This window comes from uncultured Porticoccus sp., from assembly GCF_913061305.1.
Classification (GTDB): Bacteria; Pseudomonadota; Gammaproteobacteria; order Pseudomonadales; family Porticoccaceae; genus Porticoccus.
Genome location: NZ_CAJXST010000004.1, coordinates 116,966 through 141,876 on the forward strand (window position 1 = coordinate 116,966; position 24,911 = coordinate 141,876).

The 24,911-nt window shown below is 53.4% G+C and carries 28 protein-coding genes; 23 read left to right on the top strand and 5 right to left on the bottom strand.

The genetic code is table 11. The features are described from left to right. The first annotated feature begins 65 nt into the window (after positions 1-65). A complete protein-coding gene (gene serB / locus QZ516_RS06000) occupies positions 66-1,307 on the top strand; it encodes a phosphoserine phosphatase SerB (RefSeq protein ID WP_297187549.1) in 1,242 nt (413 codons plus the stop codon). On the opposite strand, the gene QZ516_RS06005 is transcribed toward serB, so the two are convergent. Next, a complete protein-coding gene (locus tag QZ516_RS06005; protein ID WP_297187550.1) occupies positions 1,308-3,395 on the bottom strand; it encodes an EAL domain-containing protein in 2,088 nt (695 codons plus the stop codon). It lies immediately after the preceding gene. Between the two features lie 199 nt (positions 3,396-3,594). Continuing rightward, on the bottom strand, positions 3,595-4,602 hold the full coding sequence (gene epmB, locus QZ516_RS06010; protein WP_297187551.1) for an EF-P beta-lysylation protein EpmB: 1,008 nt from the start codon (positions 4,600-4,602) through the stop codon (positions 3,595-3,597). Between the two features lie 46 nt (positions 4,603-4,648). Here epmB and efp point away from each other — a divergent pair, with 46 nt between their 5' ends. From efp to QZ516_RS06075, 13 genes are all read left to right on the top strand, one after another. After that, complete coding sequence (efp, locus tag QZ516_RS06015; RefSeq protein ID WP_036858418.1) at positions 4,649-5,212, top strand: elongation factor P; 564 nt, start codon at positions 4,649-4,651, stop codon at positions 5,210-5,212. 123 nt (positions 5,213-5,335) lie between these two features. Further along, positions 5,336-6,292 (top strand): EF-P lysine aminoacylase EpmA, encoded by a 957-nt coding sequence (gene epmA / locus QZ516_RS06020; protein WP_297187553.1) that lies wholly within the window; start codon positions 5,336-5,338, stop codon positions 6,290-6,292. After that, entirely contained in the window at positions 6,285-7,286 is a 1,002-nt protein-coding gene (miaA, locus tag QZ516_RS06025) for a tRNA (adenosine(37)-N6)-dimethylallyltransferase MiaA (RefSeq protein WP_297187555.1), read from the top strand. The genes epmA and miaA overlap by 8 nt, the downstream gene beginning before the upstream one ends. Positions 7,287-7,390: 104 nt before the next feature. Further along, positions 7,391-7,639: an RNA chaperone Hfq gene (gene hfq, locus QZ516_RS06030; RefSeq protein WP_297187557.1), complete on the top strand. Its 249-nt coding sequence runs from the start codon at positions 7,391-7,393 to the stop codon at positions 7,637-7,639. A gap of 12 nt (positions 7,640-7,651) precedes the next feature. Then, the gene (gene hflX, locus QZ516_RS06035; protein ID WP_297187559.1) at positions 7,652-8,974 is read left to right on the top strand and encodes a ribosome rescue GTPase HflX; all 1,323 of its coding nucleotides are present in this window, start codon (positions 7,652-7,654) and stop codon (positions 8,972-8,974) included. 154 nt (positions 8,975-9,128) lie between these two features. Continuing rightward, positions 9,129-10,259: an FtsH protease activity modulator HflK gene (gene hflK, locus QZ516_RS06040; protein WP_297187560.1), complete on the top strand. Its 1,131-nt coding sequence runs from the start codon at positions 9,129-9,131 to the stop codon at positions 10,257-10,259. After that, the gene (gene hflC, locus QZ516_RS06045) at positions 10,259-11,131 is read left to right on the top strand and encodes a protease modulator HflC (protein WP_297187562.1); all 873 of its coding nucleotides are present in this window, start codon (positions 10,259-10,261) and stop codon (positions 11,129-11,131) included. Before hflK ends, hflC begins: the two co-directional genes overlap by 1 nt. A gap of 143 nt (positions 11,132-11,274) precedes the next feature. Beyond that, positions 11,275-11,463 carry a DUF2065 domain-containing protein gene (locus QZ516_RS06050; protein WP_297187564.1) on the top strand — a complete coding sequence of 63 codons (189 nt, stop codon included), beginning with the start codon at positions 11,275-11,277 and terminating at the stop codon, positions 11,461-11,463. Positions 11,464-11,468: 5 nt separating this feature from the next. Beyond that, positions 11,469-12,647, top strand: a complete 1,179-nt coding sequence (locus QZ516_RS06055) for an ATP phosphoribosyltransferase regulatory subunit (RefSeq protein ID WP_297187566.1) — start codon at positions 11,469-11,471, stop codon at positions 12,645-12,647. A gap of 27 nt (positions 12,648-12,674) precedes the next feature. Next, positions 12,675-13,970, top strand: coding sequence for an adenylosuccinate synthase (locus tag QZ516_RS06060; protein WP_297187569.1), 1,296 nt, complete (start codon positions 12,675-12,677; stop codon positions 13,968-13,970). A gap of 129 nt (positions 13,971-14,099) precedes the next feature. Next, complete coding sequence (locus QZ516_RS06065; RefSeq protein WP_297187570.1) at positions 14,100-14,510, top strand: CBS domain-containing protein; 411 nt, start codon at positions 14,100-14,102, stop codon at positions 14,508-14,510. A 67-nt stretch (positions 14,511-14,577) separates the two neighbouring features. Further along, positions 14,578-14,955 carry a DUF6746 family protein gene (locus QZ516_RS06070; RefSeq protein ID WP_297187572.1) on the top strand — a complete coding sequence of 126 codons (378 nt, stop codon included), beginning with the start codon at positions 14,578-14,580 and terminating at the stop codon, positions 14,953-14,955. 42 nt (positions 14,956-14,997) lie between these two features. Continuing rightward, positions 14,998-15,315 carry an NGG1p interacting factor NIF3 gene (locus tag QZ516_RS06075; protein ID WP_297187574.1) on the top strand — a complete coding sequence of 106 codons (318 nt, stop codon included), beginning with the start codon at positions 14,998-15,000 and terminating at the stop codon, positions 15,313-15,315. Here the strand turns inward: QZ516_RS06075 and QZ516_RS06080 are convergent. After that, positions 15,312-15,872 (bottom strand): NUDIX hydrolase, encoded by a 561-nt coding sequence (locus QZ516_RS06080; RefSeq protein ID WP_297187878.1) that lies wholly within the window; start codon positions 15,870-15,872, stop codon positions 15,312-15,314. The two genes, QZ516_RS06075 and QZ516_RS06080, sit on opposite strands and share 4 nt — an antisense overlap. Positions 15,873-15,944: 72 nt before the next feature. On the opposite strand from QZ516_RS06080, the gene QZ516_RS06085 reads away from it, so the two are divergent. Both QZ516_RS06085 and QZ516_RS06090 read left to right on the top strand, forming a co-directional pair. Then, positions 15,945-16,559 carry a CoA pyrophosphatase gene (locus tag QZ516_RS06085; protein ID WP_297187576.1) on the top strand — a complete coding sequence of 205 codons (615 nt, stop codon included), beginning with the start codon at positions 15,945-15,947 and terminating at the stop codon, positions 16,557-16,559. Positions 16,560-16,627: 68 nt separating this feature from the next. Continuing rightward, positions 16,628-16,810, top strand: a complete 183-nt coding sequence (locus QZ516_RS06090) for a DUF1289 domain-containing protein (RefSeq protein WP_297187578.1) — start codon at positions 16,628-16,630, stop codon at positions 16,808-16,810. A gap of 24 nt (positions 16,811-16,834) precedes the next feature. Here QZ516_RS06090 and QZ516_RS06095 read toward each other — a convergent pair whose 3' ends face one another. Then, positions 16,835-18,139, bottom strand: a complete 1,305-nt coding sequence (locus QZ516_RS06095) for an HlyC/CorC family transporter (RefSeq protein ID WP_297187579.1) — start codon at positions 18,137-18,139, stop codon at positions 16,835-16,837. 152 nt (positions 18,140-18,291) lie between these two features. Then, positions 18,292-19,080 (bottom strand): cytochrome c biogenesis protein CcsA, encoded by a 789-nt coding sequence (ccsA, locus tag QZ516_RS06100; RefSeq protein WP_297187581.1) that lies wholly within the window; start codon positions 19,078-19,080, stop codon positions 18,292-18,294. A gap of 139 nt (positions 19,081-19,219) precedes the next feature. Here ccsA and ffh point away from each other — a divergent pair, with 139 nt between their 5' ends. The 7 genes from ffh to QZ516_RS06135 all read left to right on the top strand — a co-directional run bounded on the left by ffh (position 19,220) and on the right by QZ516_RS06135 (position 24,700). Further along, a complete protein-coding gene (gene ffh / locus QZ516_RS06105; RefSeq protein ID WP_297187880.1) occupies positions 19,220-20,617 on the top strand; it encodes a signal recognition particle protein in 1,398 nt (465 codons plus the stop codon). A gap of 212 nt (positions 20,618-20,829) precedes the next feature. Further along, on the top strand, positions 20,830-21,078 hold the full coding sequence (gene rpsP, locus QZ516_RS06110) for a 30S ribosomal protein S16 (RefSeq protein ID WP_297187583.1): 249 nt from the start codon (positions 20,830-20,832) through the stop codon (positions 21,076-21,078). 13 nt (positions 21,079-21,091) lie between these two features. Further along, positions 21,092-21,631: a ribosome maturation factor RimM gene (rimM, locus tag QZ516_RS06115; RefSeq protein WP_297187585.1), complete on the top strand. Its 540-nt coding sequence runs from the start codon at positions 21,092-21,094 to the stop codon at positions 21,629-21,631. Between the two features lie 35 nt (positions 21,632-21,666). After that, the gene (gene trmD, locus QZ516_RS06120) at positions 21,667-22,416 is read left to right on the top strand and encodes a tRNA (guanosine(37)-N1)-methyltransferase TrmD (protein WP_297187587.1); all 750 of its coding nucleotides are present in this window, start codon (positions 21,667-21,669) and stop codon (positions 22,414-22,416) included. Positions 22,417-22,508: 92 nt separating this feature from the next. Beyond that, positions 22,509-22,847: a 50S ribosomal protein L19 gene (gene rplS / locus QZ516_RS06125; RefSeq protein WP_365333168.1), complete on the top strand. Its 339-nt coding sequence runs from the start codon at positions 22,509-22,511 to the stop codon at positions 22,845-22,847. A gap of 125 nt (positions 22,848-22,972) precedes the next feature. Further along, a complete protein-coding gene (xerD, locus tag QZ516_RS06130) occupies positions 22,973-23,875 on the top strand; it encodes a site-specific tyrosine recombinase XerD (RefSeq protein WP_297187591.1) in 903 nt (300 codons plus the stop codon). 69 nt (positions 23,876-23,944) lie between these two features. Next, complete coding sequence (locus QZ516_RS06135; protein WP_297187882.1) at positions 23,945-24,700, top strand: DsbC family protein; 756 nt, start codon at positions 23,945-23,947, stop codon at positions 24,698-24,700. The last annotated feature ends 211 nt before the right edge of the window (positions 24,701-24,911 follow it).

Consider the following 24,911-nt stretch of genomic DNA (forward strand, 5'->3'; position numbering starts at 1 on the left):
CTGCTCTCCTATAATACTCACGCCGATTAAGGTTGTGATGATCCCCACCAAAAATGGAAGCCACTGTGAGAGAAATTTTATTGATCAATGTTGCCGGAGAGGACAAGCCGGGTATTACCAGCGCTGTCTCCCGGGTACTCGACGAACACGGCGCGGACATTCTGGATATTGGTCAGGCGGTGATCCACGATAATCTCAATCTTGGCATTCTGGTCATGATTCCGGACGGCCAGCAGTCGGCTTTGGTGCAGAAGGAAGTTCTCTTCAGCCTTCATGCCATGGATATGCGGGTGCGCTTTCAGCCTATCTCCGAATCGAGTTACCAGCACTGGGTGGACCAGCAGGGCAAGCCACGCCATATTGTCACTCTGCTTGCCCGTCGGGTTGCCGCCCATCACATTGCGAGAGTGACAGCGGTGACCGTAGAGCAGGGTCTGAACATTGATAAAATCACCCGCCTGTCCGGGCGGGTGCCGCTGGAGCGTATTGAGGCCAATACCAAGGCCTGTGTGGAGTTTTCACTGCGGGGTGTTCCGGTGGATCTGACGGCGTTGCGTGCCTCCCTGCTGGAGTTATCTGCTGAGCTGGATATCGACGTCGCCTATCAGGAAGACAACATTTATCGCCGCAACCGCCGGTTGGTCGTCTTTGACATGGACTCGACGCTCATTGAGGCAGAGGTTATTGATGAGCTGGCCAAGGAGGCGGGAGTCGGCGATCAGGTGGCGGCCATAACCGATGCTGCGATGCGCGGTGAACTGGACTTCAAGGCGAGCTTCGCTGAGCGCATGTGGTTACTGCGGGGGCTGGATGAGTCAGTGCTGGCGGCGGTGGCTGCACGATTGAAGCTAACGGAAGGCGCTGAAAACCTGATGTCTACGCTACGTCTGTTAGGCTATAGAACGGCTATTTTGTCCGGGGGCTTCGATTATTTTGCACGGCATATTCAGGAGCAGCTTGGTATCGATTACATTTATGCCAATCATCTTGAGGTTGTGGATGGCCAGGTGACTGGCCGGGTGTGTGGTGAAGTGGTTGATGGTCAGCGCAAGGCACAACTGTTACGCGAAATTGCTGCCCGTGAAAATATCAGTCTGGAGCAGGTGATTGCCGTTGGCGATGGTGCCAATGATTTGCCGATGCTCAGTATCGCCGGGCTGGGGATCGCCTTTCGGGCGAAACCCCTGGTAAAAGCCACCGCCAAGCAGTCAATCTCGAAGCTGGGTCTGGATGGCATACTTTACCTGATGGGGCTGAGTGACCGGGATACGCTGCTCTGGCAACACGAGCAATTGCCCTTGGGCTAATTAACTGTCATCGTTGCTGAAATCGTAGTTCATACGTTGAGACGGCGGCTGCAGGAAGTGGCCTTGAATATAGTGAACCCCGCAGGTCCACAGTGTGGGTATCATGTCTGCCCGCTCGACAAAGGGGACAATAATTTGTTCATTTTCGATTTTCAGCGAACTGATCAGGCTCTTGAGCTCGGTCAGGCTTTCATCGTTCTGGTAAGCCTTTTCAATGATGACGCTATCAAACTTGATGTAATTGACTGACAGGTTTTGCAATAATTTCATTGGCTCAATGGCCAGTCCGAAGTGCGATAACGCCACATCGCCATTGATTTTGCTCAGTTCTTCAATCAGTTCTACAGAGCGGTGGTACTGGCGGGCGACGTCGATTTCACGCAACTGGAAGATAACGTTTTTGGGGTATAGCCCGGATGCTTTCAGCGCCACTTTCAGCCAGGGGATAAAGCTCTCGTCAGTCAGGGTATGGCTGCAAATGTTGATGAAAAGACGCGTGGTTGGTGCGCTCTTCAGTTTTTCTGAAAGTGCTTTGAATGATTCCAGAATTACCCAGTGGTCAATATCTCTGGCCGCATCGGTTTTAAAGACCTTGGCAATAAAGTTGTCCGGCAGGGCTTTTTCGTCGGCTTCCGGCTTGGTGTGGATAAAGACCTCGTAAAATTGTTCCTGTTTGCCCTGTAGCGGGATGACGGGTTGGTAGAGCAGCTCGAAGAGCTTGTCTTCCAGCATGGCTCTGGCGGTTTCCTCGACATCTTCCTCACAGTATTCGGGGCCGATTTCCGATTGATAAAGGTTGGCACCGTTGGCGAAGTCTCCATTGTTTTTTTGGTGCAGTTCGGTGAGTGCCGAGAGGGCTTTCTCGATACAGCCCTCTGCCGTGGCAACGGTTTCGCTGATAACGGATGCCCCGATACCCAGGGTCAAGGTAAAGGTCTGCTCATCCAGCTGAAAAATATGCTTGCCTACGGTTTCGCACAGTTGGTTGGCAAACATCAGTGCTGCATCGGTTCCTGTATTGGGCATAATCATCACCAGCGTATCTTCCTTGAAACGCATAAGGCTGACATTCTGGCTTGCTGTATCCCTGATCTTGTCCACCAGTTGTGAGACCAGCTCTTCGGTTTTTTGTATGCCGATTTCGGCCAGAATACTACTGTAGCGATCCAGCGTGATATAGAGCAGGACTGAAGAGCTATGCTTTTGCGCGGCGAGACGAATGGCGTTGTTGATCAGCTCGATGACCTTGTCGCGCTGAATATTCATTGCCCCGGAGGGCTCGGCGCCTTCATCGTCGTTAGCACTTCCTTGGCCATCCAGAAACTGTCTGCTGATGACCAGCTCCAAAGCCGGTTCGCCCTGATAATCCACTTTGGCTATTCTGGCCTCGATCGGAATCGGTATTTCGTCGTTGGTGATGCCGGTAAAGCGCAGGGTTTCCATCGGGATCTCTTCGTCCTTGTCGATGGGTCGGAGATACTCCTTCAGGCGTGCATGATCCTCTGGTGCAATCGTGTCAATCACCGGGAGGCAAAGCATACTGTCACTTTCCAGATGGCCAAACAGCTGGGCAAAACTGTCATTGGTGAATAGATAAGTGCCTTCCTGAATAATCGCGATGGCATCAACCGAGGAGCCCAGCAGTCTTTCGCAACGGTTTTCTGCATCGGCATAGCGACGCCTGAATTGGCGTAGCAGGCGTCGTTGTTCAAGGTTGAACAGTGTTCTTGCGACCACCAGCAGTAACTGCTGGTCTTCATCCATTGGCAATACATCGGCCGCGCCGAGGCGCAACCCCTCGACAATTTCTGCAGCGTTGTACTGCTCCGAAATCAGAATAACGGGGGTGTCCAGGTCAAAACGTCTGATGAGGGAAAAGATGGATTTAATGGGTGTGTTTTCGCCCTGATATTGACCAATAATCATATCCCAGGGCTTTTCCTGCAGCAGTTTTGATAGCACCTCTTCCTGATTGACATGCTTTGATTCAGCGCGGTAGTTGGCGTTGCGCAGCAAGCTGACGATACGGTTAGCCTCTTCAAAGCTGTCGTGGACCAGTAGAAGTTTCAGGGCGCTGTCTGGGATCATTTAGGCTGGGCTCCCGAATGGTGCAAAGTGTGTTTTTATTGAACTGCTGCATTATAGGGTAATGGAGGCCGAGGAACACACAACCAATCCCGGTCCGCCGTTTTTGTGTTGGGGCTAAAATGCGAGCCGTGCCACATTATGGGCAAAAAAGGGGAGTAAAGCGAAATAGTGACCAGTGCGACATCATGACTGCGGTACCTTATGTTAATGGTACCTTGCTCGGTGCATCGGGGATTTCCCTGACCAGTTTTGGCACAAGGTAGCCGGGAAGTCTGGCCAGCAAGTGACGGTGCAACTTGTGAGCCGTTTCATCAGAGACCTCAAAATGGGCTGCTCCGCTGATCTTGTCCAGCTGATGCAGGTAATAGGGCAGGGTGCCGAACTCAAACAGGCGCTCGGATAACTGTGTCAGCGTGTCGGGGTCATCATTAATTCCGGCCAACAGCACGGACTGATTCAGTACCGTGATACCGGCGGCTTTCAGTGCCAGCAAACTTGCCCCAACTGAATCATCCAGCTCATTGGGGTGGTTGCTGTGAATCACCATCGAAGTTCGTAGGCGCGTCCCCGTCAGCCATTGCAGACAGCTGTCGGTGATCCGGTCAGGAATGACCACCGGCAGGCGGGTGTGGATTCTCAATCGTTTGACATGACTGATGCCGGCGACCTGCTCGGTGAGCCATCGCAATTGGTTATCACTGGTCACAAGTGGGTCGCCGCCACTATAGATGACTTCGCTGATGGACTCGTCTCTGGCAATGTAGTCCAGCGCATTTTGCCATTCCGACCGCGCCGGCCTGTTTTCCTGGTAGGGAAAGTGGCGGCGGAAACAATAGCGGCAGTTGATTGCACAGTTTGGGCTGACGACCAGCAAAAGTCGGCCATGGTATTTGTGAATCAACCCCGGTACTGGGTTGGCCTGCTGTTCTGCCAGAGGGTCCTTGCTGTAACCGGGTACAGCCAGCAACTCCTCGCCAACCGGCAGAATTTGTCGAAGCAGGGGGTCATTTGGATCGCCTTTTCTGATTCGATTCAAATAGGCCTGGGGTGCCCGCACCTGAAAATCGCTGTGGGCGGCCAGCGCCTCTCGGAGGTGTGTCCCATCCAGTTCCAGAAAGTCAAAAAGCTCTTTGGGGTGGCGAATACTGGCTGTCAATTGTTCTTGCCAGCCAGGGCTATCCAAACTCGTCGCAGAACCGGGTATCATAGCGCTCTCTTTTTTCCGGGAAGTTTTACTGAGTGTTGAGGCAATAATGGCTACCTATTCTACCAACGAAATTCGCGCCGGTCTGAAAGTCATGCTGGATGGCGACCCCTGTTCCATTGTGGAGAACGAATTTGTCAAGCCGGGCAAGGGCCAGGCATTTAACCGGGTTCGTTTGCGGAACCTGAAAACGGGTCGGGTCTGGGAGCGGACTTTTCGCTCCAGTGATTCGCTGGAGGCCGCTGATGTGTCGGACCGCGACATGCAGTATCTCTACAATGATGGCGAGCACTATCATTTCATGGAGCCAGATACCTTTGAACAGTATCAGGCAGATGGCAAAACCCTCGGCGATGCCGTGCAGTGGCTGAGGGAGCAGGATACCGTGATGGTTACCCTGTTCAATGGTCAGCCCTTGGCAGTGACGCCGCCCAATCATGTGGAGCTGGAAATTGTCGAGACAGATCCTGGCCTCAAGGGGGATACTGCCCAGGGTGGTACCAAGCCTGCCAAGCTGGTAACCGGTGCTGTGGTCAAAGTGCCTTTATTCCTCAATATTGGCGATGTTGTGCGGGTGGATACCCGCACCGGGGAGTATCTCAGTAGAGCCTGATTGCCCGGTTTTCGGCGCGTCAGTGAATAGTAAAGGGGTGGCGTTGGCCACCCCTTCTGCTGTTGACGTTGTCGGCTTTGGCAAACATCGATAGACAGGGCGTACAGATGCTGAGGAGGTGGAATGGCTGACTGGCAACCGACGGCGACACTTGAAACGCTTCGCCGCCGTGCTGAGCTGATGGCGGCCATACGCCACTTCTTTGCACTTCGCAGTGTTTGGGAAGTGGATGTGCCGGTGTTGGCGAAAACCGGTGTCACAGATCTCAATATCGATTCGATTCCGGCAGAGCTGAATGGTCGACGCCACTACCTGCAAAGCTCCCCCGAATATCAAATGAAGCGCCTGCTCGCCGCCGACAGTGGCGGTATTTATTATTTGGGGAAGGCCTTCCGGGATGGCGAGTCTGGTCGGCGTCACAGCCCCGAGTTCACGCTCCTCGAGTGGTACCGGCCCGGTTGGGATGAGCACGACCTGATGGACGAGGTGTCCTCATTATTGAGTGAGCTGGGAGTAGTGACCGACCCCGTCAAGGTGTCCTACCGTGAGATTTTTCAGCAGAACATCGGGCTGGACCCTCATGCGGCACCCCTGGAGGCGCTGCAGCGGGAGGCAACAGCACTTTCGGGAAGCGACTTTACAGCGGTCAGTCGAAACAGCTGCCTCGACCTTCTGTTCAGTCTTGGCGTCGAGCCGACACTGCCCGATGGGCTGGTGTTTGTTTATGACTATCCCCTGTGTCAGGCCGCTTTGGCTTGTGGTGGCAAGGACGCCTCCGGTGTTCCCGTGGCGCGACGCTTTGAAGCTTTTCTGAACAGGATGGAGCTGGCCAACGGTTACTATGAGCTGACAGATGCTGTAGAGCAGCGCTCCCGTTTTGAGTCAGATCTGGCTTTGCGGGCAGCGGCCGGAAAGTCAGCCATGCCGATTGACCATCAACTTCTGGCTGCCATGAAAGCGGGTTTGCCTGCATGTGCAGGAGTTGCGCTCGGTGTCGATCGCCTGTTGATGCAGCTGCTCTCGCTGGCGGATATTCGTCAGGTCCTCCCATTTGGTATGCGGTGTGATGTAAATGATTGAAGCGCTACCGCCAGCGATTTTTCTGATGGGGCCAACGGCCACAGGTAAAACGGATCTGGCCATCGCCTTGCGAGAGCACCTGCCGGTGGAGTTAATCAGTGTGGACTCCGCGCTGGTCTACCGGGGTATGGATATTGGCTCTGCCAAACCTCCAGCAGATCAATTGGCGGCGGTGCCGCACTGCTTGATCGACATTAGAGATCCGTCTGAAGCGTATTCGGCGGCTGAGTTTGCACGGGATGCCCGTCAGGCTATGACAGAGATCAGTGCTGCGGGGCGAATTCCCTTGCTGGTGGGTGGCACCATGCTGTATTTCAAGGCGCTGCTCGACGGGTTGGGCAATATGCCGCCCGCAGCCCCCGCCATTCGTGCCGAGATTGAAGATGAGGCCGCTCGGCGAGGCTGGCCTTTTATGCACGAGTTGTTGGCAGCCGTAGATCCTGAAACAGCAAAACTGCTGCACCCCAATCATTCTCGCCGCATTCAGCGGGCACTTGAAGTTTATCGCACTACCGGTAAAACCCTCTCACAATTCAAGCGCGAGCAGGCCAGCACAGGCAGTGAGATTGATCCCATTACCCGGCAGTACCAGTTGATTCAGATTGGGCTCTTCCCCCATTGTCGGGCGCTGCTTCACCAGCGTATTGCCCAACGACTTGAGAAAATGCTGGCGCAGGGCTTTGAAGAGGAAGTCAGAGCGCTCTACCAGCGTGGTGACTTGCATCCCGATCTACCGTCAATGCGCGCCGTGGGTTACCGACAGATGTGGCAATACCTGTCGGGAGAGATCGATTATCCAACCATGGTAAAAATGGCCCAGGCGGCCACTCGTCAATTAGCCAAACGACAACTGACCTGGTTGCGCAGCTGGCCGGCATTGGAGCAGGTTTTTATTGATTCAGAAGCTGGGCAACCAGAAAAGATGCCGTATTTGCTTTCGGAGTGCTTGAAAATCCTTGAAACGAGACCCATATACAAAAAGCAAGGCCGATAGTATGATGAATCTGCTTTAGTATGGACGCTGGTTTCGCCGAGTGTATTTTGTTTTAAGTCTTTGTTTTTCGGCGTTTTTTTATTCCTTTGTTGAGGAGAATAACAATGTCAAAAGGGCATAATCTACAAGACCCTTTTTTGAATGTATTGCGCAAAGAGCGTATTCCTGTCTCTATCTTTTTGGTCAATGGCATCAAACTGCAGGGTCAGGTTGAATCATTTGATCAATTTGTCGTGTTGTTGAAAAATACAGTCAGCCAAATGGTCTACAAACACGCGATTTCCACGATTGTTCCCTCACGGCCGGTGCGCCTGCCGATGGCCGCAGATGACTCGATGGATACCCCTGAGTGAGTGGAGTGCTGATTGTTTTTTGATCGCCCTGAATCCGGTGAAACCGCTATTCTGGTGCATTTGATTCTTGGCACTGAAAATGAGCCTGAAGATCCCAGAGAGTTCGAAGAACTGGTGCTCTCCGCTGGTGGTGATCCAGTTGCCCTAGTGGCGGGGCAGCGCAATGCCCCCCATCCCAAGTACTTTGTGGGCACGGGGAAGCTGGATGAGTTGGCGGCGCTTGTCAATGAAACCTGCGCGGAGTTGGTTATTTTTAACCACAATCTTTCCCCCAGCCAGGAGCGCAATCTCGAGGCTGCACTGAAATGCAGAGTACTTGATCGCACCGGTCTGATTCTCGACATTTTTGCCCAGCGGGCGCGCACCCACGAAGGTAAGTTGCAGGTAGAGCTTGCGCAGTTGCAGCATATGTCTACCCGGCTGGTTCGCGGTTGGACTCACCTGGAGCGACAGAAAGGTGGTATTGGACTGAGGGGGCCGGGTGAAACCCAGCTGGAAACAGACCGTCGTTTGTTGCGCAATAGAATTACCTCCATTCTCGGTCGTCTGGACAAGGTTCGTCGACAGCGAGATCAGGGTCGCCGTTCGCGGTTGAGAGCAGAGATGCCGACCATATCGCTGGTGGGCTATACCAATGCGGGAAAGTCCACACTATTCAATCGGCTGGCGAATGCGGAAGTCTATGCTGCCAATCAGCTTTTTGCCACGCTTGATCCCACCATGCGCCGTCTTGATATCAATGGCTTTGGTCCGGTTGTGCTTGCGGACACAGTGGGTTTTATCAGTCATCTACCCCACAAACTGGTCGAAGCTTTTCGGGCGACCCTGGAAGAAGCAGCGAGTGCATCTTTGCTGTTGCACGTGGTCGATGCGTACAGCGATGAACGGTCGACCAACATCGCGCGAGTGAATGAAGTGCTGGACGAGATAGACGCTCTGGAACTGCCGACTTTAATGGTCTACAACAAAATTGATTTGTTGGAAAACTCCGCGCCGCGCCTGGAGCTTGATGAGACGGGCAAGCCGGTAGCCGTCTGGCTTTCGGCTCAAACCGGTCGGGGTTTTGATCTTTTGTCTCAAGCGATAGCAGCATTGCTGAGCAACGATATTGTCCACGAAACCTACCGGTTGACGCCCACTATGGGCCGTTTGCGTGCCATGTTGTACGAGCGCAAAGCGGTACTTGCAGAGTCCCAGTCGGAAAATGGCAGCATGCTGGTGGAAATCTGCATGCCAAGGCCCGATTTTTACCGCCTGCTACAGTCTGAGCAGCTGACGCCCGACGATTTGCAATGGCAGCCCTGTCAAAGTCCTTCCCCCGCCAGACCCCACTGACCGTATGTGATTTGTCGTGCCGGGCATTTTGTGCCCTTTTGCATCACAGCTAACGACTTGTTTTCGCCATATTGCTTGCCTTAAGCATGGTATTTAAATGGTGGCTTGATACAATCGTCGGTCGCGAATAACCCTTGAGTCTACGGAGAAACATATGGCCTGGAATGAGCCTGGCGGTGGTAAAGATCCCTGGGGCACCAATAACTCAGGCGACGGCCCACCCGATCTCGATGAGGCGCTCAATAAGCTGCGTGCCCGCTTCAGCAAGTTGTTCGGTGGCTCGGGCGATGGCGGCAATAACGGTTCCAGTGGTGGCCTGGTCGCAGTTGTCCTCGCCGTCCTGGTGATTGGCTGGGGACTGTTTGGTTTCTATCAGGTGGATGAGAAAGAAAAGGCCGTCGTGCTGCGACTGGGCAAATACCTGGACACAGTCGGATCCGGGCTGCACTGGAATCCGCCTCTGATTGACCGCGTCACTAAAGTGCGGGTCACGGAAGAGCGGCAGTACACGTCGGTAGGGCAAATGCTCACGCTGGATGAAAATATCGTCGAGCTGCCATTGGTTGTCCAGTATAACGTCAACGATGTCAAAGCCTTTGTGCTCAACGTCAAGGATCCCGAAGTCAGTTTGCGCCATGCATCGGACAGTGCTTTGCGCCATGTGGTTGGTAGCACCCGGCTGAATGATGTGGTCTCCAGTGGTCGTGAGAAAGTCGGTGATGATGTCAAAATCAGGTTGCAGCAGTACCTCGACAGTTATGATGCTGGCATTTTGGTGCGGAAAATCAATATTCAGGAGGCCAAGCCGCCTGCTGAAGTAAAGGCTGCCTACGATGATGTGATCAAGGCCCGTGAGGATCAGGAGCGGCTGGTTAATGAAGCGCAATCCTATGCCAACGGTATTATCCCTGAAGCCAGGGGCAAGGCGCAGCGAATGATCGAAGAGGCGTTGGCCTATCGTGAGCAAGTGGTGGCAGAGTCACAGGGTGAAACGCGGCGTTTTGAGGCCCTGTTGAAAGAATATCAAAAAGCGCCGGAAGTGACCCGGCAGCGGCTCTACCTGGATTCGGTTCAACAGGTCATGACGCGCAGTTCCAAAGTTCTGGTCGACGTGGAAGGCGGCAATAATATGCTGTATCTGCCGCTCGATAAAATTGTGGAGAAAGGGGCTGCCGCCAGTCAGCCAGCCACCTTGAGGAGCAGTGATTTGAACAGCATTGCCGATGAAGTCATGAATCGTATCAGGCAGGAAAACTCCTCTGCTCCCCGAAGGGAGGTGCGCTAATGACTAATCGTTCAACAGGTTTGCTGGTGCTTCTGGCAGCCGTGCTGCTATTGATGAGCAGTTCTCTTTATGTGGTTTCCGAGACTGAAAGGGCGGTTAAATTGAGATTTGGCCGCTTGATTGATGTCGATATCAAACCGGGCCTCCATGTGAAAATTCCCTTTGCCGAGAAAATCCGCAAGTTTGACGCGCGGGTGTTGACTCTCGATGCCGAGCCATCCAGCTTTTTTACCTCTGAGAGGAAACGCCTGATTGTGGATGCTTACACAAAATGGCGGATTGTTGATGTGGATACTTACTATAAATCCACCGGTGGCGATGAAGCCGTGGCGCATAACCGGCTGTCCAGCCGGGTAAACGACGGACTGCGCAACCAGTTTGGTGAGCGGACACTCCACGAGGTGGTGTCTGGAGAGCGCGATACTTTGATGGAAAATATCAAAATTGGCCTGAATACCACCGTGCGCCTGTCATTGGGTGTAGAAATAATTGATGTCAGAGTCAAGCGGGTTGATTTGCCTTCTGAAGTGAGAGGACAGGTGTTCAGTCGTATGAAGGCCGAGCGGGAAAAAGAGGCCCGCGAGCTTCGTTCGAGGGGTATTGAAGCGGCGGAAAAAATCCGCGCCGATGCTGACCGGCAGCGCACTATTCTGATGGCCAACGCCTACCGCGAAGCCGAGGAGTCGAGAGGTGAGGGTGATGCCGAGGCCACTGCGACTTATGCCTCGGCGTTTAGCAAGGACCCCGAGTTCTATGCGTTTCAGCGCAGTTTAAAGGCCTATACGGAGTCTTTTAACAGCAAGGGCGATGTGTTGTTGGTTGATCCGGATAGCGATTTCTTCCGCTACCTGAACAGTCAGCAGGGGAAATAATCTGCACTGGGGGTCGCTTGATGACCCCCAATGCAGTGTTGTTCGTTGTCAGATGGGTAAAAAGTGCAGCAGTGCGCCAGATGGAGTGATAAAATGCCACGACCGGGATCGCCCGGTTTTTTTGTGACTGGCAGGGCGATGGTATGTGGATAGATTTAGCCAAGGCGTTTTGTCTGATGTTGGTGCTGGAGGGTGTCATGCCTTTTCTGACACCGGGGCGATGGCGCAATATGGCGGCACTGCTGGCACAGGTTGATGACCGCAGCATGAGAATGATGGGCTTGTTCAGTATGTTGATTGGAGCCGGAACTTTGTATTTTATTAACGGGTAGTCATGATGACTGTTGCTGATCGCTGGTTGTTGCCTGATGGCATTGAAGAGATACTTCCCAATCAGGCGCTACAGATTGAGCGGTTGCGCCGTCAGGTGCTGGATTTGTATCACTGCTGGGGTTACGACCTGGTCATCCCGCCGTTGGTGGAGTTCACGGAATCGTTGCTCAGTGGAACCGGTTCTGACCTCGATCTGATGACGTTTAAGGTGACGGATCAGATCAGTGGTCGAATGATGGGTATTCGTGCCGATATGACACCCCAAACCAGTCGTATGGATGCTCACAGCCTTCGGCGCAATGGCCCCAGTCGCCTTTGTTATGCCGGAACAGTTCTCTATACCCGACCGAAACAGGCTCTTGAGAGTCGTTCTCCCATCCAGATTGGTGTGGAGCTTTATGGTGAGCCAGGCCTTGAGGCAGATATCGAGGTGATCAGTTTGATGGTGGAGACTTTGCGTCTCGCCGGGCTCGGCACGCCACAGCTCGATCTCGGTCATGTGGGCATCTATGCCAGCCTGCTTGAAGCGGCTGAACTGTCAGCTGATCGCGAAGCCGAGTTATTTGATCTGCTTCAGCGCAAAGCGGTTCCCGAGCTCGATGTCTGGCTCGGGAAGTACCTGGAAAATACGAATATTGCGTTGATGATTCGTGCGCTGGTCGGGCTTGCCGGCGATGCCTCCGTATTGGATCGCGCCCGTGAGTTATTTGCTGAGGCCCCGGCCGAAGTGGAGTTGGCACTGGATGAACTGCAGGCGGTTGTCAGCGCGCTCGGTGAAAGCTTCCCCGATCTGGAGCTCTATCTCGATTTGAGTGAGTTGCGCGGCTACCACTATCACACGGGTATCGTGTTTGCCGCCTATGATCAGGGGCTTGGTCAGGCCATTGGCAATGGCGGGCGCTACGACCATGTCGGCAAAGGCTTCGGTCGTTCCCGGCCGGCCACCGGCTTTAATATGAGTTTACAGTCGTTGGCCAGGGTCGCGTTGTCCGAGGCTGTGGCTGGTGGTATTTTTGCCCCTGTTAGTGACGAACCCGGTTGGCGAAAAGCCGTAGCAGCGTTACGCTCCAATGGTGAGCGGGTGGTCTGTGGCTTTCCGGGCCAGGAGCCGGATTATCAGGAATTACATTGTGATCGCCAGCTGGTTCGGTTGGATGGCATCTATAAAATAACTGCAGTTTGACCACCACTATCAGGGTTAGAGATACACATGGGAAAGAATGTCGTGGTGCTGGGCACCCAGTGGGGCGATGAAGGCAAAGGCAAGATCGTCGATCTGTTGACTGATCAAGCGGTTGTGGTAGCCCGTTTTCAGGGTGGCCACAATGCTGGCCATACCCTGGTCATCGAAGGTGAAAAAACGGTCCTTCACCTGATACCTTCAGGCATCCTCAGGAATAATGTGACCTGTCTGATTGGCAATGGCGTGGTGTTGTCTCCCGAGGCATTGTTGCACGAAATCTGTGAGCTGGAAGATAAAGGCGTACCTGTCCGGGACCGTCTTCGGTTGTCCCCTGCCTGCCCATTAATCTTGCCCATCCACATGGCGCTGGATCAGGCACGTGAACGCGCCAGAGGCGATGCCAAAATAGGTACCACCGGTCGTGGTATCGGCCCGGCCTATGAAGATAAAGTGGCGCGGAGGGGTATTCGTCTTGGCGAATTATTCAATCGTGAGCTGTTTGCGACCAAGTTAAAAAGCCTGATGGAATACCACAACTTCATGCTCACGGACTACTATCATGAACAGCCCGTCAGCTATGAAGAAACCCTGCGGCAATCGATAACCTGGATGGATGAGCTGGCGCCCATGCTGGCGGATGTTACCGGGTTGCTGCACGATGCTCGCGAAGCGGGTGACAATATCCTGTTCGAGGGGGCTCAGGGTTCGCTGCTGGACATTGATCACGGTACCTATCCCTATGTCACATCCTCGAATACCACCGCCGGTGGCACGGCCACAGGCAGTGGTTTTGGTCCGCTGTATCTCGATTATGTGCTGGGAATCACAAAGGCCTATACCACTCGGGTAGGATCGGGTCCATTCCCCACCGAGCTGTTTGATACAGTGGGCAAACACCTGGGTGAGAAAGGCCATGAGTTCGGTGCGACAACCGGTCGTGAGCGGCGCTGCGGCTGGTTCGACGCGGTGGCTTTGAAACAGGCCATTCGTATCAATTCTGTCTCCGGTATCTGTTTGACCAAACTCGATGTGCTTGATGGGGTTGAAACCATAAAAGTATGTGTCGCCTATCGGGATGCCGATGGCAATGAGGTGATCGCTCCGAGCCATGCGGATGATTACGAAAAGCTGGTTCCCGTTTATGAAGAGATGCCCGGCTGGCATGAATCGACCATTGGCGCAAAATCACTGGATGAGCTACCCGCCAATGCCCGCGCCTATATCGCTCGTATTGAAACGATTCTCCATACACCCGTGGATATTATTTCTACGGGTCCGGACCGGGTAGAAACAATTGTCCTGCGCCATCCGTTTGGTTGTTAATTGCTGGGTATTCCTCAATTTTTCACTGGGTGGTGAAGCGGCGAGCAGCATTTTTGTGTCGACAAAAGGTTTCCGGTTACCCGATTCTCTATTAAGCTAAAAACAGTAGTGGATAAAAGGCTTCTGTTTATGCTGAGCTCGGTTGAACTCAAAGATTACATGCTTCGCAATCCGGTTAAAGTCAATCAGCGGGATGATTTGTTCGTCGCCATTGATTTGATTGTCAGCAATAAAATTTCCGGGTTGTGTGTGGTGGATGACGACAATAACCTGGTGGGTGTGCTGTCCGAAACGGACTGTTTAAAGGCCAGCTTGAGTGCCAGATACAATCAGGAAGGCAGTGTTGGTCCAGTGCGTGATGTGATGACGCGCGATGTATTTACAGTCACGTCACAGGCCGACATTGTCGACGTGGCCCAACAGATGATGAAGCGGGGTTTTCGTCGTTGCCCGGTTGTCGACAAGGGTAAGTTGGTCGGCCAGATTACCTGCAGGCAGTTGCTCAACGGCGTTGGCAAATTCCCCGACAATCACACTTGACTACGGTTGTCCAAGCCTTGCCTGGTTGCCAAGTCATCAAGTATGACGTTCACCCCCGAGGAAAAACATGTTTCGGTTAAAGCCCGTTCTTTTGATTCTGTTTTCATTTTTCGCAAGTGGCGCTGTTGCGGCGGGAGAGGATCGCCCCGAACACTTCAAGGGCTTGCCTGCTGATACACTGGTGCAGGCGGTGGCCAATTTTTCCGAGTACAACAGCAAGCTGGAAGGCCTTATTCAGCAGGAGCATCTGTCGCCACAGGATATGCATGAGGTGCATATGCTCACCTACACGCTGGAAAATGCGTTGGCCAAAATCCATGCCGAGCTCGCTGCCTTAGCCGAACCCCTGGAAGCGGTGCACCTCGCTTCAGAGCGTGCTGAACCCGAAACCGTTAAAACTCAAGGTCAGAGTTATCTGGATAGTGCACGCCAGATCGTCAAGTGACTCGCATCCTCTCATTTCGCTATTTGGATTACAGGGAGCGCCATGTATAAGCTGGTTTTCTATGTACCCGCCGAGCATCTGGAGCCAGTGAAGCAGGCTGTTTTTGCCACTGGAGCGGGAAAAATTGGCGAGTATGACAGTTGCTGCTGGCAGGTGTTGGGTGTCGGCCAGTTCCGTCCACTTGCCGGCAGCACTCCCTATCTGGGCAGGGTGGGCAGCCTAGCTGAGGTGGAAGAGTATCGCGTTGAATTGGTTTGTGATGATGCCAAAATAAAGCACGCGATCTGTGCGCTGATCAGTGCCCACCCCTACGAAGAGCCGGCCTACGACGTATGGCGGTTGGCGGAGTTCGACCTCTAGTCTGCAGCGTTGTTGAGGGAGCGAAGCCTCGATGTGATGACGCCGGTGTGTATGGTCGGCAGGCCCTGTTTTAAATCTGAAAAATGATGCTTCAACGCAGTGGTAATCACAGGGAAAGCCAGTTCCTCCCAGGGAATATCTGCCTCGCTGAACAACCTGACGTCCAGCGACTCGTCCCCGGCGCCGTAACTCCCGTTGTGCAGCACGCCCCGATAAAGGATATAGACCTGGTTGATATGGGGGATATCGTAGATACCACTCAGTATTGGCTCGTTCAGTTTTGCCAGCGCTTCTTCCCAGCATTCCCGCAGTGCACCCTGAAGTACCGTTTCCCCATTTTCAAGAAATCCGGCTGGCAGGGTCCACAAGCCGTAGCGGGGCTCAATGGCTCGTCTGCACAGCAACACCCTGTCACCAACAACCGGAATGCAGCCCGATATCACTCGGGGATTCTGATAGTGAATGGTGTCGCAATGTCCACAGACATGGCGCTTTCGGTTATCTCCGGTGGGAACCTTGAGGTTGACCGGTTTGCCACACTGACCGCAAAAATTCATAGACACTTTTACTTTGCATTGGAAAATAACTGTTTCGGTAACAGGTACCGACAATAGTAGGATAACAGGGTTATGTTAAAACGAATTACCGAACGTTTACATGCTATGCCGGTTGACCGAATCAGACCCTTCGGAGTAGAAGGGCTTGAAGCGGCGATTCTGATTGCCCTGACCCGCGAGCCGGAAAATCCAAAAATTATTTTTACCAAACGGGCAGAACACCTGAACTCCCACCGGGGAGAAGTGGCGTTTCCCGGTGGCAAGTGGGAGCCGGGGGATGAGGATCTGCTGGTTACCGCTTTGCGGGAGACGCGGGAGGAAATTGATTTGCCCCCGGACCAAATACAGGTGATCGCCGGGTTGCCGGTCAATCGAACACGCCAGTTGATGCGGGTAAAGCCCTATGTGGGCCTTATCGAAGCCGGCCTGCCGCTAATCGCCAATCCCGAGGAGCTGGATGCGGTTTTTGAAGTGCCGGTGTCTTACTTTCTCGATCCAGCAAACCTGACAGTCGATTATTTTGTCGGTCCGGACTATGCGCTCAACATGCCCTGTTTTATCTATGATGATTACCGTATCTGGGGCTTTTCGCTGATGGTCCTGACAGATTTTCTCAATGTTACTGTCGATGCCGGGATTCGTCTGGTGTATCCGGACTGTGCTGATCTGAGACCGGCACCCCGATAGCTTGCAATTTCACGCCTGTCGGCTCGATAATTGCCGGACTAGAGAGGCAAACATTTTAGGCACGCCCAATGATAGCGACGATTTCTTCCCCCTGTGTTTCTATCTGCAGCCTGGATCACGAAGACGTGTGTATCGGCTGTCACCGCACAGCCAGTGAGATTCGTGACTGGTTGTTGATGGACGATGATGAGCGACTGGAGGTAATTACAAAAGCTGCTGAGCGGGGTTGTAAAAATAATCCGTTTGCTTAATCGGGAATATTTCGTCGATTGAGTCTAATCTTCGTCATCGTCGTCTGACTCGCCGTTCCCCGGAAGAAACGTCATGCGCTGTTTAACCCGCACCTTTACCACCATTTTTTCGCTCAGTTCCAGCGTTTCAAATCGATAGCGACCAATGGTAAAACTCACGTTGCCGTCGGGGATGCTTTCCAGGTGTTCCAGAATCAGCCCGTTAATGGTCTTTGGGCCATCCGTCGGCAGATCCCATGAATTTGCTTTGTTGATATCCCGTATGGTGGCTGACCCGTCAATGTCAAACATGCTCTTGTCCAGGGCGACGATATCTTCCTGTTCGTCCTCTGCCCTGTTTGTGGTGAAATCGCCGACAATCTCCTCCAGTATATCCTCCATGGTGACCAGTCCTTCAATTTCGCCGTATTCATCCACCACCAAACCGATTCGGCGTTTGGCCTGTTGAAAGTTCACCAATTGTTTGTTGAGTGGTGTGTTTTCAGGGACAAAGTAGGGTTCCCGGGTAAATCGTTTGATGGCCTCTTTGGTCAGGCTATCGCTGCCTGAACGCAGCAGCCTGGCGATGGTTTTCACATGAATAATGCCCAGCACATTATTCATGTTGCCCACATAGACAGGCAGGCGGGTGTAGCCGGAATTAATGATTGTGGTTAATAGTTGATCAACCTCCAGCTCAAGATCCAGGCCTATAATTTCATTGCGTGGCACCATAATGTCATTCACGGAGACCGTTTCCAGATCCAGAATGTTGATCAGCATATCCTGATGGTCGGGGATGTTTTCACTGGAGATGTCCACGACGGTGCGAATTTCCTCTTTGCTGAGGCTCACATCAAGAGACTTGGTGGTATTCACGCCCAGCAATCTGAGTAGGCCGTTGGAGAGGTGGTTCACCAGCCAGACCAGCGGGTAAAAGACAAATAACAGCGGCCTGAGGATGTGGCTGGCGGTAAAGGCGATTCCTTCCGGGTGCAGTGCCGCCATTGTTTTTGGCGTGACTTCGGAAAAAATCAATATTGCCAGTGTGAGTAATAGCGTGGCGATGGCGATACCGGCATCGCCATAGAGGCGCAGAGCAATAACCGTGGCGATCGCTGACGCGAGGATATTCACCATGTTGTTGCCGATCAGGATAATACCGATCAGGCGATCCGGGCGTTTCAGCAGCTTATAGGCCTTGCGGGCACCGAGATGTCGTTTCCTCAGATGTTTCAACCTGTAGCGGTTCAGCGACATCATGGCCGTTTCAGAGCCGGAGAAGAAAGCGGATAAGAGAAGAAGACCAGCTAGTACGCTAAATAGTAGCCAGAGGGGGGTATCGTCCAACGGGGGAAAAACCTCGTATTCACCTGAGGCTGGGTATGTTGAAGAAGTTTGCTGCGCTTGGCAACCACATCTTGGCGCCACTTTCCGTGAGTGGCCGAGCCTGGCTGATGGTCTGATTCAGGCAGGCCATCAGCTCAGAGAGGGTCTGCCTTTCAGCGCAGAATTACCTCAAGGACAAACTTGCTGCCCCAATAGCCCAGCACCATGGCGCTGAAGCCCACCAGGGTCCAGCGGATGGCTGTATTGCCGCGCCACCCCTTGATGTGTCGTCCCCACAGTAGAATGCCATAAAACAGCCAGGCGAAAAGCGAGAAAACCGTTTTGTGAATCAAGTGCTGGGCAAAGAAATCCTCAAAAAACAGAAACCCGGTAACCAGTGACAGGGTCAATAAACCAAAGCCGGCCCACAGCACCTCAAACAGCAATGCTTCCATGGTTTGCAAAGGAGGGACTATCTGTAGCCAGCTACCGAGGTGTCTGTGGCGCAGCCGCCAGTTTTGCAAGGCGATAAAGATCGCCTGAAACGCAGCGATGGTCAGCAGGCTGTAGGCCACAATGGAAAAGAAAATATGTGCCCCGATGGGTACAGACACGGTCTCCCTCAGGGCGCCGCTGCTACCGATCAGGAGGGTCAATGCCAGGATCAATGCTGCCAGGGGGAAGAGCATCAGAAAAAGACTGTGAACCGGTTTCCGAAGACTGCTGAGCAGAACAATCAGGTTGATGGTGAAAACAATGGCGCTACTCATGGGGAGCAGCCCGAAATCTAGACCGGCATCACTAAAGATCCAGTGCGCACTGGTGTATCCGTGAAGGGCAACCGCAGGAATGGCAATCAGCTGCAGAGAAGATAGCCGCAAATTGGGATGCCTGCGAAGCTGAAGCGCCTGGAACAGGGTCGCGCAGATATACAGGGCGATGGCGGCAGAAGCTGTGAGCATAATGAGATGACTATTTAAACAGGTGGCAAAGTGTGTCACAGATAGCGGATAGCGAAAAGAGGCCGTCCCAAAACTCGGGTGCTTTCAGTTATACTGCTACGCCTGTAAATAAGGTGAAGACGAAATAAATCCCATGGCAATGTTTGAAAATCTCAGTGATCGTTTATCGGTTTCCCTGAAAAAAATCTCGGGGAAGGCCAGCCTGACCGAAGACAACATTCAGGAAACCCTGCGTGAAGTGCGCATGGCACTGCTGGAAGCGGATGTGGCGCTACCGGTTGTCAAAACCTTTGTGGAAGGTGTCAAGGAGAGGGCGCTGGGTCAGCAGGTTGGCAGCAGCCTCAATCCCGGTCAGCAGTTCCTGAAAATCGTTCAGTCCGAGCTTGAGCATGTGATGGGTGACAGTAACGAGTCACTCAATCTGGCTGCACAGCCGCCGGCTGTGGTGTTGATGGCGGGTCTACAGGGTGCCGGTAAAACCACCTCCGTGGCCAAGCTGGCCCGCTATCTCAAGGAGCGGGAAAAGAAAAAAGTCATGGTGGTGAGTGCCGATATCTACCGGCCGGCCGCCATTAAGCAGCTGGAAACCCTCGCGTCGGAAGTGGGGGTTGAGTTTTTTGCCAGCCATGCCGATCAGAAACCCGTCGATATTGCACGCAATGCGGTTCAGGCGGCGAAAGTAAAATTTATCGATGTATTGCTGGTGGACACGGCCGGCCGCCTGCATATTGATGATGCGCTGATGACTGAAATCCGGCAGCTACACAAAGCGCTGTCGCCGATAGAAACCCTGTTTGTCATTGATGCAATGATTGGTCAGGATGCCGTCACCACCGCCAAGGCATTTAATGAAGCACTGCCCCTGACGGGGGTCATTTTGACCAAAGTGGACGGCGATGCCCGGGGTGGGGCGGCACTCTCTGTTCGCCAGGTAACCGGCAAGCCGATCAAGTTCCTCGGCGTTGGTGAAAAAACCGATGCCCTGGAGCCGTTCCACCCCGACCGGATTGCTTCGCGGATTCTCGGTATGGGCGACATGATGTCGCTGATCGAAGACGTCGAACAGAAAGTTGATCGCAAAAAAGCGGAACAGCTGGCTAAAAAAGTCGCCAAGGGCAAACGATTTGATTTGAACGACTTGCGCGATCAACTCCAGCAAATGAAGAATCTGGGTGGTTTTGCCGGCCTGATGGATAAACTGCCCGGCATGGGCAACATGAGCCAGATGGTTGAGCAAGCCAATATGGGGAAGCAGTTTTCACGTATGGAGGCCATCATCAACTCCATGACGCCTGCGGAAAGGCGAAACCCCGACTTGCTGAATGGCTCGCGCAAGCGGCGTATAACGGGGGGATCCGGTACCAACCTTCAGGATCTGAATCGCCTGCTCAAACAGCACAAGCAGATGGGCAAGATGATGAAAAAAATGAAAGGCAAAGGCATGCAGCAGATGATGCGTGGAATGGCGGGCAACATGCCATCTGGAGGTGGCATGGGGGGTGGTATGCCGCCGGGCGGTGGAAAATTTCCCTTTTAGCCGGGACCGCTCAAGGCTGTCGCCCCCGCTGAATCCCGTCTCCGGATAAAGCTGTTTTCAGCTATACTTTCCAGCTATACACGGTGGCGTGTTTTCGCTATAATCCCGCGCCTTTCACAGGTGCCTGTTCTAGAGACCGGGCGTGGTCTTGTTCCTGAGTAATAGGGGATCGACCGGCTGTAATTTGAAACTAAATACAGAAGAGAGTTTTCATGGTAACAATTCGTCTGGCTCGCGGAGGCTCAAAAAAGCGTCCGTTCTATCATATTCATGTCACTGACAGCCGCAGGGCCCGTGATAGCCGTTATATCGAACGCATCGGCTTTTTTAACCCGGTTGCCCGTGGTCTCGAAGAGCGTCTCCGGGTGGATGTGGATCGGGTGCAACACTGGGTAGGCGAGGGCGCCATGTTGTCCGATCGCGTTTCCCAGTTGGTGAAAGAAGCAGCCAAGCAAGCCTGATAAGACTACGGCCATGAACGCCAAGCAAAGCGTGGGCCCGATTGATCCAGTGGTTGTCGGGCGCGTAACGGCTGTGCATGGTGTGAAGGGATGGGTGAAAATTCACTCCTTCACCGAGCCGGGCGGTAACATTTTTGATTACCAGCCCTGGTGGCTGAAGATTGCTGGTAATTGGCAGAAACTGAAGGTCACTGAACAGCGTTCCACTGCCAAGGGGCTGATGGTTCACCTGGCAGAGATTGACGACAGAGATCAGGCCAGGGTTTATTGCCAGCGGGACATCTACGTTGCAAAAGCGCAACTGCCGATTCTCGCTGATGGTCAGTATTATTGGCACCAGCTTGAGGGGATGCTCGTTGTGACCTCTCAGGGCGTCAGACTTGGTATCGTCGACTCCCTGATGGAAACCGGTGCCAATGATGTGCTGGTTGTGAAGGGCGATGACCAGAGCCTGGATCAGGAAGAGCGGCTGATTCCCTATATAGATCAATTTGTATTAAACGTTGATCTCGGCGCCGGCAAGATCGAGGTGGACTGGGATCCGGCTTTTTAATAATCGGGAGGCTATAGCCCAAAGGTTAACCGGCCATGAAAGTAGCTCTGGTTACACTGTTCCCCGAGATGTTTACTGCCCTCACCGACCACGGTATCAGTAGTCGGGCAATCAGACAGGGCTTGCTGGAAGTGGCATTTTTCAACCCGAGAGCCCACACCAGCGACCGGCACCAGACAGTAGATAGCCGCCCTTACGGTGGTGGTCCTGGAATGGTGATGATGATCGAGCCTTTGCGCAAAGCCATCGACGTCGCACGGACATGGATAGAGGGCCCGGCCACAGTGGTGTACCTCTCTCCCCAGGGTCGTGTACTGGATCAGGCCGGCGTTAATGCGTTGGCAGCACAGGGTGATCTGATACTGGTTGCCGGACGCTACGAAGGCGTTGATGAGCGACTGATACAACTGGAAGTGGATCAGGAGTGGTCCATCGGGGACTACGTCCTCAGTGGCGGTGAACTGCCCGCCATGGTGATGCTCGATGCATTGATTCGACAACTGCCCGGCGCATTGGGACATGAGGACTCGGCAGACCAGGATTCCTTTGCCGATGGTCTGCTGGATTGTCCCCATTACACGCGCCCGGAGCAGTATCAGGATTTTAAAGTGCCCGAGGTGTTACTGTCGGGCAACCATGAAAAAATAAGGCAGTGGCGGTTAAAGCAGTCGTTGTACAGAACCTGGCAGCGACGCCCGGAACTGCTGGAAAAGCTGGTGCTCAGTGACGAGCAACAACAGTTAATGGACAGGATTGTCAAAGAGTCGGCAGATGAAAGTGACTGAGTCGTTTTCCTCTCTGTGCGACGCTACTCAAAAAGGTGGCATGCCACCAACCAACAAAAGCTGAGGAGCAAACCGTGAGTAACAAAAATTCGATTATTACTGCGATTGAAACAGAACAAATGAGCAAACAACTGCCGCCGTTTGCCCCGGGCGATACAGTCGTGGTTCAGGTCAAGGTTAAAGAGGGCACCCGCGAGCGTCTGCAGGCGTTTGAAGGTGTGGTTATTGGCAAGCGCAATCGCGGATTGAATTCTGCGTTCACTGTTCGGAAAATTTCCAATGGTGTTGGCGTTGAGCGGACTTTCCAGACTTTCAGCCCGCTGGTTGAGAGTGTGCAGGTCAAGCGCCGTGGCGATGTGCGCCAAGCCAAACTCTACTACTTGCGCGAACTGTCGGGCAAGGCTGCACGTATCAAGGAAAAGCTCAGCTGAGTTTGTTCCCCAACAGAACAAAGGCACCACAGGTTGGTGCCTTTTTTTATGGCTGAAAGCGGTTTTCAGGGTTGCCTGCAATTTTTGATGATTGTCCCGTGCTCACGGCCCGGTTAGAGTAACCCATGGCCCTGACATCCACTGACCAACACCTGATAGACAATTATCTCGATGCTCTCTGGATGGAAAAGGGCCTGAGCCGCAATACTCTGGACGCCTATCGACGCGATCTCGAGGCGCTGGCCATTTGGGCAGCGCTGGAGAGTGTGTCCCTGATTGGGCTGGGGGCTGCCGATGTACAGCGCTATCTGGCCCGCCGTTTTGAACAGGGCGTGTCGACACGTTCGGCCGCCAGACAGTTATCCTGTATGCGGGGGCTCTACCGCTATTTACTTCGGGAAAACCGGGTTGCCGAAGACCCCATTGCTATGGTGGAAAACCCCAAGTTGGGTCGTCCGCTTCCAAAAAGCCTTACGGAAATGGATGTGGAGGCGCTGTTGAACCAGCCGGATACCGATTCGTTGCTGGGTCTGCGTGATCGCACCATGCTGGAAGTGCTCTACGCCACGGGTCTGAGGGTCTCGGAGCTGGTGGGGTTAACCCTTTATCAGGCCAATCTTCGCCAGGGGGTGGTGAGAGTGACGGGTAAGGGTGGCAAGGAGCGGATGGTGCCCATGGGTGAGGAGGCGATGAGTTGGCTGGAGCGTTTCATGCGGGAAGCCCGGCCCCTGATGTTGGGAGCGGTACAAAGTGATGTGCTGTTCCCGAGTCGCCGTGCCCGGCAGATGACCCGGCAAACCTTCTGGTATCGAATCAAACGCTACGCCAGCCAGGCCGGCATTGAAAAACCCCTATCGCCACACACACTCCGCCACGCCTTTGCCACCCACCTGCTGAATCACGGAGCCGATCTCAGGGTGGTACAATTGCTGCTCGGGCACAGTGATCTTTCCACCACGCAGATCTACACCCACATAGCCAGTACCCGCATCAAGGCGCTACATGCAGAACACCACCCGAGAGGGTGAGTGAACCCTTGTGGTCATTAAGACTCAATACCTGATTAGCCATACTGAACCTGACAAGAGAAACCCGTGATGATCAAAAAAATGCTGGGCACAATCATTGTCCTGATATTATTACCCGCCGCTTTTGCTGCCGAAGTGTCAGAAGAGACACGCAAGACCATCATAGACAAGCTGCAGCAGGCGCGCCCTGACCTTAAATACGGTGCAGTGGAAACCTCCCCCATCGACGGACTCTACCGCGTACGAATCAACGGTACCCAATTCTTTTATGCCAATAAAACCGGTGATTACATTATCACGGGTGATATGTATCAGGCCCGTCCGGGAATGTTTACGCCGGTCAAGGATCTGGCTGCGGCCAAATTGCGCAAGGACATGCTGAGCGCGGTGGCAACAAAAGACATGATTGTTTTTCCCGCCGCAGATGTGCGCCGCTACACTCTTCATGTGTTCACGGATGTGGATTGTGGTTATTGCCGAAAACTTCACCTTGAAACCGTTCCTGAACTGAATGTGGCCGGCGTGGAGGTTCGCTATCTGGCCTTTCCCAGGGCCGGACTGGATTCCGCCTCCTATCGCAAGATAGCTTCAGCATGGTGTGCCAAAGACAAGCTGGCTGCACTCACTGCACTGAAAAACCGCCAGCCGATAAAAGAAAACGTCTGCAAGGATAACCCCGTAGCCAGCCACTTCCTGCTCGGTCAGAAAATAGGCATCACTGGTACCCCGGCCCTGATCCTGGAAGACGGTGCTTTGTTGCCCGGCTACAGCCCGGCGGCTGAATTGCTGACGATCATGGGGCTTGATGACAATAGTGATGGTTAGAACGGTAACCGCCGTGGCCAAATTGTGGCTGGCAGATTGACAGTCCCTGTGCTGCCAATTAAGGTTGCGAACCTTCATCAGTCTGCTGGCTTGAATGCTGCACTTGCGCAGTGAGCGGGGTGACTGTTTTAGTAATAAGGCGGCATAAACGTGCCTGTCACCGGTTACAAAACAGTATTACCCCAGCTGGCACTGGATTAAACCGGTTAAC

What these genes read in the sequence shown, in the direction of transcription:
- hflC (WP_297187562.1), top strand. Translation starts at nt 10,259, where the DNA reads ATGACTAATCGTTCAACAGGTTTGCTGGTGCTTCTGGCAGCCGTGCTG.
- QZ516_RS06070 (WP_297187572.1), top strand. Translation starts at nt 14,578, where the DNA reads ATGTTTCGGTTAAAGCCCGTTCTTTTGATTCTGTTTTCATTTTTCGCA.
- QZ516_RS06060 (WP_297187569.1), top strand. Translation starts at nt 12,675, where the DNA reads ATGGGAAAGAATGTCGTGGTGCTGGGCACCCAGTGGGGCGATGAAGGC.
- QZ516_RS06135 (WP_297187882.1), top strand. Translation starts at nt 23,945, where the DNA reads ATGATCAAAAAAATGCTGGGCACAATCATTGTCCTGATATTATTACCC.
- QZ516_RS06055 (WP_297187566.1), top strand. Translation starts at nt 11,469, where the DNA reads ATGACTGTTGCTGATCGCTGGTTGTTGCCTGATGGCATTGAAGAGATA.
- trmD (WP_297187587.1), top strand. Translation starts at nt 21,667, where the DNA reads ATGAAAGTAGCTCTGGTTACACTGTTCCCCGAGATGTTTACTGCCCTC.
- ccsA (WP_297187581.1), bottom strand. Translation starts at nt 19,080, where the DNA reads ATGCTCACAGCTTCTGCCGCCATCGCCCTGTATATCTGCGCGACCCTG.
- rimM (WP_297187585.1), top strand. Translation starts at nt 21,092, where the DNA reads ATGAACGCCAAGCAAAGCGTGGGCCCGATTGATCCAGTGGTTGTCGGG.
- rpsP (WP_297187583.1), top strand. Translation starts at nt 20,830, where the DNA reads ATGGTAACAATTCGTCTGGCTCGCGGAGGCTCAAAAAAGCGTCCGTTC.
- QZ516_RS06065 (WP_297187570.1), top strand. Translation starts at nt 14,100, where the DNA reads ATGCTGAGCTCGGTTGAACTCAAAGATTACATGCTTCGCAATCCGGTT.
- QZ516_RS06050 (WP_297187564.1), top strand. Translation starts at nt 11,275, where the DNA reads ATGTGGATAGATTTAGCCAAGGCGTTTTGTCTGATGTTGGTGCTGGAG.
- QZ516_RS06080 (WP_297187878.1), bottom strand. Translation starts at nt 15,872, where the DNA reads ATGAATTTTTGCGGTCAGTGTGGCAAACCGGTCAACCTCAAGGTTCCC.
- epmA (WP_297187553.1), top strand. Translation starts at nt 5,336, where the DNA reads ATGGCTGACTGGCAACCGACGGCGACACTTGAAACGCTTCGCCGCCGT.
- QZ516_RS06005 (WP_297187550.1), bottom strand. Translation starts at nt 3,395, where the DNA reads ATGATCCCAGACAGCGCCCTGAAACTTCTACTGGTCCACGACAGCTTT.
- hflK (WP_297187560.1), top strand. Translation starts at nt 9,129, where the DNA reads ATGGCCTGGAATGAGCCTGGCGGTGGTAAAGATCCCTGGGGCACCAAT.
- QZ516_RS06075 (WP_297187574.1), top strand. Translation starts at nt 14,998, where the DNA reads ATGTATAAGCTGGTTTTCTATGTACCCGCCGAGCATCTGGAGCCAGTG.
- epmB (WP_297187551.1), bottom strand. Translation starts at nt 4,602, where the DNA reads ATGATACCCGGTTCTGCGACGAGTTTGGATAGCCCTGGCTGGCAAGAA.
- QZ516_RS06090 (WP_297187578.1), top strand. Translation starts at nt 16,628, where the DNA reads ATGATAGCGACGATTTCTTCCCCCTGTGTTTCTATCTGCAGCCTGGAT.
- miaA (WP_297187555.1), top strand. Translation starts at nt 6,285, where the DNA reads ATGATTGAAGCGCTACCGCCAGCGATTTTTCTGATGGGGCCAACGGCC.
- QZ516_RS06085 (WP_297187576.1), top strand. Translation starts at nt 15,945, where the DNA reads ATGTTAAAACGAATTACCGAACGTTTACATGCTATGCCGGTTGACCGA.
- xerD (WP_297187591.1), top strand. Translation starts at nt 22,973, where the DNA reads ATGGCCCTGACATCCACTGACCAACACCTGATAGACAATTATCTCGAT.
- efp (WP_036858418.1), top strand. Translation starts at nt 4,649, where the DNA reads ATGGCTACCTATTCTACCAACGAAATTCGCGCCGGTCTGAAAGTCATG.
- hfq (WP_297187557.1), top strand. Translation starts at nt 7,391, where the DNA reads ATGTCAAAAGGGCATAATCTACAAGACCCTTTTTTGAATGTATTGCGC.
- ffh (WP_297187880.1), top strand. Translation starts at nt 19,220, where the DNA reads ATGTTTGAAAATCTCAGTGATCGTTTATCGGTTTCCCTGAAAAAAATC.